Source organism: Pseudoxanthomonas sp., assembly GCF_002863005.1.
Taxonomy (GTDB): Bacteria; Pseudomonadota; Gammaproteobacteria; order Xanthomonadales; family Xanthomonadaceae; genus Pseudoxanthomonas_A.
Genome location: NZ_PKDG01000060.1, coordinates 1 through 9,394, shown reverse-complemented (window position 1 = coordinate 9,394; position 9,394 = coordinate 1). Strand labels below are relative to the sequence as shown.

At 66.5% G+C, this 9,394-nt stretch carries 10 protein-coding genes and 3 pseudogenes; 7 read left to right on the top strand and 6 right to left on the bottom strand.

Going from position 1 to position 9,394, the window contains the following annotated elements:
• From CYU89_RS18560 to CYU89_RS18550, 3 genes are all read left to right on the top strand, one after another.
• Positions 1 to 514: DUF3158 family protein (locus CYU89_RS18560; protein WP_296283058.1), on the top strand; the 514-nt coding region annotated here is incomplete at its 5' end.
• Positions 511 to 894, top strand: a complete 384-nt coding sequence (locus CYU89_RS18555; protein WP_004362284.1) for a single-stranded DNA-binding protein — start codon at positions 511 to 513, stop codon at positions 892 to 894. The genes CYU89_RS18560 and CYU89_RS18555, both read left to right, overlap by 4 nt.
• Positions 895 to 1,188: 294 nt before the next feature.
• Positions 1,189 to 3,204, top strand: coding sequence for a DNA topoisomerase III (locus CYU89_RS18550; RefSeq protein ID WP_296283049.1), 2,016 nt, complete (start codon positions 1,189 to 1,191; stop codon positions 3,202 to 3,204).
• Between the two features lie 520 nt (positions 3,205 to 3,724).
• Here CYU89_RS18550 and arsN2 read toward each other — a convergent pair.
• The 6 genes and pseudogenes from arsN2 to CYU89_RS18520 form a co-directional block, all read right to left on the bottom strand.
• A pseudogene (gene arsN2 / locus CYU89_RS18545) lies at positions 3,725 to 4,120 on the bottom strand (arsenic resistance N-acetyltransferase ArsN2); the annotation flags it as partial.
• A gap of 48 nt (positions 4,121 to 4,168) precedes the next feature.
• A pseudogene (arsC, locus tag CYU89_RS18540) lies at positions 4,169 to 4,555 on the bottom strand (arsenate reductase (glutaredoxin)); the annotation flags it as partial.
• Positions 4,552 to 5,643 (bottom strand): ACR3 family arsenite efflux transporter, encoded by a 1,092-nt coding sequence (arsB, locus tag CYU89_RS18535; RefSeq protein ID WP_296283046.1) that lies wholly within the window; start codon positions 5,641 to 5,643, stop codon positions 4,552 to 4,554. The gene arsB and the pseudogene arsC, both read right to left, overlap by 4 nt.
• A 9-nt stretch (positions 5,644 to 5,652) precedes the next feature.
• The gene (locus CYU89_RS18530; RefSeq protein WP_024537141.1) at positions 5,653 to 6,150 is read right to left on the bottom strand and encodes an arsenate reductase ArsC; all 498 of its coding nucleotides are present in this window, start codon (positions 6,148 to 6,150) and stop codon (positions 5,653 to 5,655) included.
• Between the two features lie 12 nt (positions 6,151 to 6,162).
• Positions 6,163 to 6,627: an ArsI/CadI family heavy metal resistance metalloenzyme gene (locus CYU89_RS18525; protein ID WP_011829938.1), complete on the bottom strand. Its 465-nt coding sequence runs from the start codon at positions 6,625 to 6,627 to the stop codon at positions 6,163 to 6,165.
• A gap of 11 nt (positions 6,628 to 6,638) precedes the next feature.
• Entirely contained in the window at positions 6,639 to 6,968 is a 330-nt protein-coding gene (locus CYU89_RS18520; RefSeq protein WP_029578155.1) for a helix-turn-helix transcriptional regulator, read from the bottom strand.
• 349 nt (positions 6,969 to 7,317) lie between these two features.
• On the opposite strand from CYU89_RS18520, the gene CYU89_RS18515 reads away from it, so the two are divergent.
• From CYU89_RS18515 to CYU89_RS18500, 4 genes and pseudogenes are all read left to right on the top strand, one after another.
• On the top strand, positions 7,318 to 7,554 hold the full coding sequence (locus tag CYU89_RS18515; RefSeq protein ID WP_144735344.1) for a hypothetical protein: 237 nt from the start codon (positions 7,318 to 7,320) through the stop codon (positions 7,552 to 7,554).
• Between the two features lie 25 nt (positions 7,555 to 7,579).
• Positions 7,580 to 7,972 carry a hypothetical protein gene (locus tag CYU89_RS18510; RefSeq protein ID WP_003141051.1) on the top strand — a complete coding sequence of 131 codons (393 nt, stop codon included), beginning with the start codon at positions 7,580 to 7,582 and terminating at the stop codon, positions 7,970 to 7,972.
• 250 nt (positions 7,973 to 8,222) lie between these two features.
• Positions 8,223 to 8,939, top strand: coding sequence for an ABC transporter substrate-binding protein (locus CYU89_RS18505; protein ID WP_296283019.1), 717 nt, complete (start codon positions 8,223 to 8,225; stop codon positions 8,937 to 8,939).
• A 290-nt stretch (positions 8,940 to 9,229) separates the two neighbouring features.
• Positions 9,230 to 9,394, top strand: a pseudogene (locus CYU89_RS18500) (GTPase); the annotation flags it as partial.

The following is a 9,394-nucleotide window of genomic DNA, read 5'->3' as shown; positions in this document are numbered from 1 at the left end:
CTTCGTGGCGCTGGAACAGGCGGACTTCCAGCGGCTGGAACACGCAGGCTACCTAAAAGGCCTTTTACAGCCTTTTAAGGGTAAGGGGAGTCTGGAGACCTGGGCCAGCCAGTGCGCAGCGCTTCGCGACGACGTGATTGGCCTGGCGCAGCGGCGTGTGCTGCCCCAGGCACGCGCCTACCCCTTCAGCCTGCTCGACGTGCAACTGGCCCAGCAGGCCACTGGCGCAGGGACGACCTTCCTGCGCTGGCGCAACCGCGACCGTTCCTCCATGGGCGTGGCGTTGTGGGAGGCCCTGCTGGCCAACCCCGCGACGCCGGCCTCGCTGATCGACGAACTGTACGCGATGGAACTGCAGCGGATCGTGCTGAACATGCAGATCAGCCTGACCCACAGCATCGCTCGCCAAGCCCTGGAATGCGCCAACAAGGCCGCGCAGGCCGAAGCGGCTTACCTGCGGCGCGTCCACGGGCGTACCGCGTCCGTTCCACCCACCACCAAGGAGTCACCATGAGCACGCACTTCGTCGGCGAGGGCAACATCGGTTCTGCGCCGGACTACCGCGAATTCCCGAACGGCAACGACGAGCCGCGCCGGCTGCTTCGCCTCAACGTCTACTTCGACAACCCGATCCCGAAGAAGGATGGCGAATACGAGGATCGCGGCGGTTTCTGGGCACCGGTGGAGCTGTGGCACCGCGATGCCGAGCACTGGAAGACGCTGTACCAGAAAGGCATGCGGGTGCTGGTCGAGGGCCGCACCGTGCGCGACGAATGGGAGGACGCCGACGAGAACGAGCGCGTCACGTTCAAGGTCGAGGCCCGGCGCGTGGGCATCCTGCCGTACCGCATCGAGTCGGTGGCGCTCAGCGCCAAGCCAGCCGGCGGACAGTAATTCGCCCATCGCCGCTCCGCCGAGGGCGGCTGTAGCAACCGTCATACGCCCGTGATGCACCAGCGAGCTATCCCCAGGGGATAGCTCCAAGGTCGTCCACAGCGTTCCAGCCGCCCTCCCGAAACGACGCTCTTGCTGTGCCAGCTCCTGCGGTCTATGCGCACCGCTGCGGCAACGGACGGCCTGCCGATCACAAAGCGGTGTCTGCACCAATCGGCTTCCTTGCTGCCGGCATCTCCTGGCCCCGCCAAGCTGACGCCCAACCGATGAACCGCACATTTCCAAGGAGGCTTCATGCGCGTGTTCCTGTGCGAGAAGCCGTCCCAGGGAAAGGACATCGCCCGTGTGCTGGGCGCCGGCCAACGCGGCAACGGCTGCTACAGCGGTGCCGGTGTCGTCGTGACCTGGTGCATCGGTCATCTGGTGGAGGCGGTTCCGCCCGAAGGCTACGGCGAGCAGTACAAGCGCTGGGCCATCGAACAACTGCCCATTCTTCCCGAGCGCTGGCGTGTCGAGCCCAAGGCGGCGACCGCGGCGCAGTTCAAGGTCGTGCAGCAGCTCGTCGCCAAGGCAGGCGAGCTGGTGATCGCGACTGACGCCGACCGCGAAGGCGAGATGATCGCCCGCGAGATCATCGACCTATGCGGCTACCGCGGGCCGATTCAGCGCCTGTGGCTGTCGGCGCTCAACGATGCGTCGATCCGCAAGGCGCTGGGTGCGCTCAAGCCGTCCGCCGAGACGCTGCCGCTGTACTACTCGGCCCTGGCCCGCTCGCGTGCCGACTGGTTGATCGGCATGAACCTGAGCCGGCTGTTTACGCTACTCGGTCGACAGGCTGGCTACACCGGTGTGCTGTCGGTGGGCCGGGTGCAGACGCCGACGCTGAAGCTGGTGGTGGATCGCGACCGCGAGATTGCGAGCTTCGTTTCCGTACCGTTCTGGGCCATCGAGGTTGCGCTTTCGCATGCAGGCCAGTCCTTCGTTGCAAGCTGGACGCCGCCGCAAGGCAGCACCGACGATGCGGGCCGCTGCCTGCAACAGCCGGTGGCGCAGCAGGCAGCGGAATTCCTGCGCGCGGCCGGCACCGCCCAGGTGCTGTCGGTGGAGACCGAGCGCGTGCGCGAAGGGCCGCCCCTGCCGTTCGACCTCGGCACCCTGCAGGAGGTGTGTTCCAAGCAATTGGGCCTCGACGTGCAGGAGACGCTGGACATCGCCCAGGCGCTGTACGAGACGCACAAGGCAACGACCTATCCGCGCTCGGATTCGGGCTACCTACCCGAGAGCATGCTGGCCGAGGTGCCGACCGTACTCGACAGTCTGGTCAAGACCGACCCCAGCCTGCGGCCGCTGATCGAGCGCCTGGATCGCCAACAGCGCTCGCGTGCATGGAACGACGGCAAGGTGTCGGCTCACCACGGCATCATCCCGACGCTGGAGCCCGCCAACCTGTCGGCCATGAACGAGAAGGAACTGGCCGTCTACCGGCTGATCCGCGCCCATTACCTCGCGCAGTTCCTCCCGCACCATGAGTTCGACCGGACGGTAGCGCAGTTCTCGTGCGGCAGTCAGTCGCTGGCGGCCGTGGGCAAGCAGATCGCCGTCACCGGCTGGCGTGAGGTGCTGGCGACGCCGGGGCCGGACGATGCCGATGGCAAGGATGCGCAGCGCAGCCAGGTGCTGCCCGCCCTGCATGCGGGCCTGTCCTGCCCGGTCGGAAAGGTGGATCTCAAGGCGCTGAAGACGCTGCCGCCCAAACCCTACACGCAGGGCGAGCTGATCAAGGCCATGAAGACCGTCGCCAAGTTCGTGACCGACCCGCGCCTGAAACAGAAGCTGCGAGATACCACCGGCATCGGCACCGAGGCGACACGCGCCAACATCATCAACGGTCTGATCGGTCGCGGCTACCTGGTCAAGAAAGGCCGCGCCGTCCGCGCTTCCGACGCGGCATTCACGCTCATCGACGCGGTGCCCTCGGCCATCGCCGACCCCGGCACCACGGCGGTGTGGGAGCAGGCGCTCGACATGATCGAGGCCGGCCAGATGGCGCTAGACACCTTCATCGAGAAGCAGTCCGTGTGGGTCGGTCAGCTCGTGCAGCAGTACCGCGGCGCGACGCTCTCGCTCAAGCTGCCGCCGGCGCCGGCCTGCCCGCAGTGCGGCGCACCGATGCAGCAGCGCACGGGCAAGAGCGGCGCGTTCTGGTCCTGCTCGCGCTACCCGGACTGCAAGGGCACATTGCCGATCGAGTCCCCGACGGGCCGGCGCAGCGCACCGCGCAAGCGGCGCGCAGTACCCAAGGCGTCCTGATCCTCGCTTCCCCCCTGCCGCGCCGGCCATTTCACCGGCGGCGAGGCAAACGTCCCGCACCGCGCGGGACTCCAAAGCGCGCGTCTCCTTCTGCAACGGTGTGCGCGCCCCGTCTGCCCGCCATCGGGTGACGGGGCGAGAAGGTCATTGCTCCACGAATCGCGCCCGCCGCCATTCCCTTGATCGGTGTGCCTTGCCTCGGCCACGAGGGGCTTCCTGACGCCTTGCCGCCGCGCGAGCCGTGAGGAGGCCCCTTGGGCCCAGGGTATTCCGTGCCGGTGCCCGCCGGCGGAACAATGGGCTCCCTTTGTGCGCGTATGCGTGCCAAAGGTTTCCGGCCCCAGCCACGAAACGGGCCGGGTGCGATTGCTGATGCAGCGAACGGCTTTGACGACGGCCCGCGCTGACGCAGCCCACAGGTGGTTTTCCTTCCTCTCCAGCCGAAGGCCCGCGTGGCCTTCGGCGATTAGTCATTTCACTGATGCACCTCTGTGTCCCGGGATGTCCTTGCGAGGGCACATCACAGTGACATTCGACGTCCAAGCAGCACGGCGCTCGAAGGACAAAGGCTTGCGGCCTGCCGTGTGGCAAGGATGGCCGCCGGTGCGGCGCTGCGCTCGATTGGCTTGAAGCCCGCGCGCTCGAAGAACGGCGCAGCCGTCGTGGTCAGCAACCAGGCGTCGCGCCCGCCCTCGTCGAAGGCACGGCGCAGCAGCAGTGCGAACATTCCGCCGCCGATGCCGCGATGGCGTGCGTGTGGCAGCACCACCAGGGAGCGCACGAGCACGTCTGGGCCCAGGCGCTCGAAGCCGCCGTAGCCCACGCGCTCGCCGGACACCGTGGCATAGGCGAAGAAGCTGCGCCCTGGTTCGGCCAGGTCGTCCGTGGGAAGCACGGCCTCTTGCAAAGCCAGGGCGAGGTCCGGGTCGCTGCCGGCGATCGGCGTATCCACCAGCAGCGGCGTGCCATCCTCCTTGCGGTTCTCGCCCGCCGGTCGTTGCGGCAGCAGGTCGATCACCATGTCCGAGGGGCGGCACAGGCGCACGCCCGAGCGCGACACCACGATGGGCCGATTGATGAGGATCGGGTACGCCAGCATCTGATCGATCAACTGGTCGTCGCTCCAATGCGCGGCATCCAGGCCCAGTTCCTTGTAGGGCGTGCCCTTGATGCGCAACACATCCCGCACGCCCATGCCCATCCGCGCGATCAGCGCCTTCAAGGTCTCGCGGTCGGGCGGCGTCTTCAGGTACTCGATGACCGTGGGCTCGATGCCGCTGGCGCGGATCAGCGCCAGCGTGTTGCGCGACGTGCCGCAGTCCGGGTTGTGGTAGATCGTGACGGTACTCATGCCGGATGCCTCGCTGCGTTGCGCGGGGCCTGTTCGTACCAGGCGCGGGAACGGTTGACCACGCGCACCACCAGCAGCATCACCGGCACTTCGATCAGCACGCCGACCACGGTGGCGAGGGCCGCGCCGGAATGGAAGCCGAACAGGCTGATGGCCGCTGCCACTGCCAGCTCGAAAAAGTTGCTGGCACCGATCAACGCCGAGGGACACGCGATGTTGTGCTTCTCGCCGACCCTGCGGTTGAGCCAGTAGGCGAGGCCGGAATTGAAGAACACCTGGATCAGAATGGGCACGGCGAGCATGGCGATCACCAGCGGCTGTCGCAGGATGGCCTGGCCCTGGAAGGCGAATAGCAACACCAGCGTCAGCAGCAGCGCTGCGATTGAGAGCGGGCCGAGGCGCTCCAGCGCGCGGTCGAACGCGGCCTGTCCACGACGCAGCAGCGAGCGGCGCCACACCTGCGCGAGGACGACGGGGATGATGATGTAGAGCACCACTGAGGTCAGCAGCGTGTTCCACGGCACGGTGATCGCCGACAGGCCCAGCAGCAGCCCGACGATGGGCGCGAAGGCGAACACCATGATGGTGTCGTTCAGCGCCACCTGCGACAGAGTGAATACCGGGTCGCCGCCGGTCAGTCGGCTCCACACGAACACCATCGCTGTGCACGGTGCGGCGGCCAGCAGGATCAGGCCGGCGACGTAGCTGTCGAGCTGGTCGGCCGGCAGCCAGTCGGCGAAGACGTGGCGGATGAACAGCCAGGCCAGCAGTGCCATCGAGAACGGCTTGACCGCCCAGTTGACGAACAGCGTCACGCCGATGCCACGCCAGTGCTGGCGAACCTGGCCGAGCGCGCCGAAATCCACCTTGAGCAGCATCGGGATCACCATGACCCATATGAGCAGGCCGACCGGCAGGTTGACCTGGGCCACTTCCATGCGGCCGACGGCCTGGAACGCGCCAGGCGCGAGCTGGCCCAGGGCGATGCCGGCGACGATGCACAGCAGCACCCACACCGTCAGGTAGCGCTCGAAGATGCTCATCGAGAACGATGGCGTGGCGGCGACGGCTTCTGTCTGTACGGTCATCGTGCTACCTCACTGCTTGCCGATGACGCGCAGCTCATGCTGCAGCGACATGGCATCGAGCCGTTGGAGCGGCAGCGACAGGAACAGCTCGATGCGACGCTTGAGCGTCAACGCGGCGTCCATGAACGCCTTGCGCTGCTGTTCCTCGCTGCCTTCGACGGCGGCCGGATCGGGCACGCCCCAATGGGCCGACACCGGCTTGCCCGGCCATACGGGACACACCTCGCCAGCGGCGTTGTCGCAGACGGTGAAGATGAAATCGAACACCGGCGCACCGGGCGCCACGAATTCGTCCCAGCTCTTGCTGCGGTAGCCGGTCGTTGGCAGGCGCAGGCGCTCCAGCGTGGCGAGCGCCAGCGGGTGGACTTCGCCCTTGGGGTGGCTCCCCGCCGAGTAGGCGCGAAACCGTCCCAAGCCCAGTTCGTTGAGGATGCCTTCGGCCAGGATGGAACGCGCCGAATTTCCGGTGCAGATGAACAGCGCGTTGTAGGTGGTTTCAGTCGTCATCGATGCCTCGCGTCAGCAGCAAGAAGCAGCCCGTTTCGCGGCGGCGCGACTGTCACTCGGCGCGCAGCAAGCTGGAGCTGTGCTCGGCGCGGGCTGCGGCGCTTCGTTGAACACGGGGATGTTGCCCAGCGTGTGGAAATGCTCCCAGGCCACGCCCTGCGGGTCGGTGACCCAGTGCTTCTCACTGCGTGCATAGCAGCAGGTCGTGGTGCCTTCGTCGAGCAGCGCCATGTCGGCAGCCTGCGCGCGGGCCTTCAAGGCGGTGAGTTCGTCGGCGTCATCGGTCTGGATGCCCAGGTGGTCGATGCCCGGCTTGCTGCCGCGCGTGGAGATGGCGAAGTTGACCGGCGGGTCTTCGAGCATCCACTTCGCGTAGTCGGCCTCGATGCGAGCCGGCTGCGCGGCGAACAGTTGGGAATAGAAGCCGATGCTGCGATTCAGGTCATCGACGTGCAGGTGGACGTGGAAGCGTTTCATGGAGGTTCCTTTCAGCAGGAGGCGCAGGCACGGGTGGATTCATTGGCCTCGCACACGCCACCTTGGCAGCAGTGCTCGGTCAGGTAGCCGAGCAGCCTGTTCATGTGGGCGAAGTCGGCGCGGTAGATCAGGTTGCGGCCCTGTTGCTCGATGGTGACGAGGCCGGCATGGGCCAGCTCCTTCAGATGGAAGGACAGGGTGTTGCGGGCCACGTCGAGCTGGTCGGCCAGGACGCTGGGCGTGAGCCCTTCGGGGCCGGCGACGACCAGGGCGCGGAACACGCGAAGGCGCTGGGTGTGGGCCAGGGCGCCCAGGGCGGAAACGGCTTGGGTCTCGTTCATAGTTCAATAATACAACATCTATTGAATAATTGTGCAAGCACATCGCAATAGAGGACCGGGCGCGCCCGACCCCAATCGGGGACGCCACTGCGCCCGATTGCTGCGTGACGCGGCTATCTGATAGTCCGAAGCTCACCCTCATGCGTTGCTGACCGTCGTCAGCGGCATGCCCTGGCAGTCTCGGTCTTCAAGACTGCAACGCGGTTCGCCGCGTTGACCGATCCAGTCCGCTTCGCATCGCCCACCGCGGACGCTCGCCGGCCTGGCGACGATGCACTTTTCTCAACCACCCGAGGGGAACCCCATCCCCTGCGGGATGCGTGCTCCCCGACCCACCAAGGAGCCCGGCATGTCTGAACCTTCCGCATCTTCCTCTGCAACCGCAGTGCGCAGTGGTGCGCTGGCGCTGACCTGGACCGGCAAGCGTTTGCCGCTACAGGTGCTGCGCAGCGCGGCCGGCCACTACATCGGCACACAAGACGACGAAGGCCCGGTATCGCGGGAGTCCGTCGAGTATTTCCCGACCCACCTCGCAGCACAGCGCGCCCTGGATACCCGTGCCTGGACACAGCGCGCTCACCCCTGATTCCCACCCTTCAAGGAGTTCTCTCATGAATCTGTCTTTACCCGAAGACGTGCTCGATCAGATGGCGCTGGAACAGGCGCACTTCGACGCTGCACCGCAGGCCTTCTTCGAGGCCTGGAAGCGCGGCGCGCAGATCGCCGGCCACGAGTGGTTCGGCGACGGCACACGCGAAGGTCTGCAGCGTGCCACCACCAAGTGGGACCTGCGGCCCAACATGCTGATGCTCAACGACGCCCTGGGCGTGCTGAGCAGCGGTCAACGCATGTTCCTGTCCGCGATGGTGAGCTTCTACAACTCCCGCGAGGGCGGCGCGATGCTCAAGCGTTGCGGCTTCGAGGGGCTGTCCGACTTCGGCGGCCTCGATCTGGAACGGCGCCAGGTCATCGCTGACCTCACGCTGCACTACAACGGCTGGTGAGCCGCGCCTGGCAACCCACCGTCTTTTCATCCCACCCCACGAGGGACATGCGTCCTCGTTCGGGGCCATGTCCCTCCTTCTTTTCGCAGGAGCGGCCATGTCCCGAATCACCATCTTCCACTGACCTGCACCGCCCGCCACCAGGGCGGCCCGACGCCGCGGCCGGCTGACCGGTTGCCACTTCATCCACTCGCTGGGGTTCAATCCCCGGCAGGGGATTGCCTCGGCCATCCTCTGCTGGAGGAATCCCATGTCCCATTCCAACAATCCCTTCGCCCGCGGCTACGATGGCCTGTCCGTGCAGCGGCTGCTGGCGATTTCCTACGACGACGACTGCACGCTGAGCTATCTGCCGCTGCACGTCTCGCAGGCGCACCTGCCGGACAGCCAGGTCGAGCGCCATGCCTGCGTCTTCTGCGACGACTTCGCGCTGATCACCGAGGGCCAGAACGTGCCGCCCGAGCTGGACGCGCAGTGTCCCAGCCACGGCATCGCCCGAAACCTCGTCTACGCCGTCATGGCCGAAGAAGCCGGCCAGCCGCTGCACGTCGGCGATACCTACTCCGAGGAAGCCGCGCGCGAGGTGGTGCGGCGCCTGCGCTTCGAGACCGGCTTCTACAGCCGTGCCTGGGAAATCAGTTCGGCGCACATCACCGAGGAGGCCGGCCGCTTCCTCGCCGAACTGGCGGACGTCGCCACGCCGAGCGGCTTTCTGTTCGTCGCCTTCCGCATTCCCTACAGCCCGGCGGTCGGCGTGAAGCTGATCGCCACCCCCTGGACGGATGCGAACCTGCAGCATGTCGAGGGCATCACCGCCGAAGAGCTGCGGCAGGAGCACCGGGCCAAGGGCGTGCCGGAATCCTTCGTGGAAGTGTTGCACCTGGCTGCGCTCGCTGACGTTCGCATGTTGGTGTTCGATGCCGACGCGCCCGTGCTGGACGGGCTGACGCTCTACGACGACGAGTAACCCGCAACCCATTCGAGCCCCCACGTCGGGGCTCTTCTTTTTCGCGGAACGCGGTGCCGGCGCATTGCCGATTCCCAACGGACGGCCGCAGCCATGTGCCGCACGCTGGCCGCATGTTCGCTGGCGTTGCCGGCAGCATGCCCAGGCAGTCGAGACCTTCGAGACTGCGGCGCGGTTCGCCGTGCTGGTTGCTTCGTTCTCCGGGCGCACCCGCGTCCATCCACCTCACCCTCAAGGGATCGACCTCCCTTGAGGGCGGGAGTCCCTTGGTTGCCACAAGGAGTCTCCCCATGGATACCCAAGCCATCCGCGCACAGATGCCGACGCTCGTCGTCGGTCATGTGCCTTCCAACGTCCGTTCGTTCAAGTTCAACATCTTCGACGGCCAGCCCAAGGTTTCGACGCTGGGCTTTCACATCGACCCGAAGCCTTTCGAGGGCAAGGTCATCGCCACC

What these genes read in the sequence shown, in the direction of transcription:
- CYU89_RS18505 (WP_296283019.1), top strand. Translation starts at nt 8,223, where the DNA reads ATGTCCCATTCCAACAATCCCTTCGCCCGCGGCTACGATGGCCTGTCC.
- CYU89_RS18520 (WP_029578155.1), bottom strand. Translation starts at nt 6,968, where the DNA reads ATGAACGAGACCCAAGCCGTTTCCGCCCTGGGCGCCCTGGCCCACACC.
- CYU89_RS18525 (WP_011829938.1), bottom strand. Translation starts at nt 6,627, where the DNA reads ATGAAACGCTTCCACGTCCACCTGCACGTCGATGACCTGAATCGCAGC.
- CYU89_RS18515 (WP_144735344.1), top strand. Translation starts at nt 7,318, where the DNA reads ATGTCTGAACCTTCCGCATCTTCCTCTGCAACCGCAGTGCGCAGTGGT.
- CYU89_RS18550 (WP_296283049.1), top strand. Translation starts at nt 1,189, where the DNA reads ATGCGCGTGTTCCTGTGCGAGAAGCCGTCCCAGGGAAAGGACATCGCC.
- arsB (WP_296283046.1), bottom strand. Translation starts at nt 5,643, where the DNA reads ATGACCGTACAGACAGAAGCCGTCGCCGCCACGCCATCGTTCTCGATG.
- CYU89_RS18555 (WP_004362284.1), top strand. Translation starts at nt 511, where the DNA reads ATGAGCACGCACTTCGTCGGCGAGGGCAACATCGGTTCTGCGCCGGAC.
- CYU89_RS18530 (WP_024537141.1), bottom strand. Translation starts at nt 6,150, where the DNA reads ATGACGACTGAAACCACCTACAACGCGCTGTTCATCTGCACCGGAAAT.
- CYU89_RS18510 (WP_003141051.1), top strand. Translation starts at nt 7,580, where the DNA reads ATGAATCTGTCTTTACCCGAAGACGTGCTCGATCAGATGGCGCTGGAA.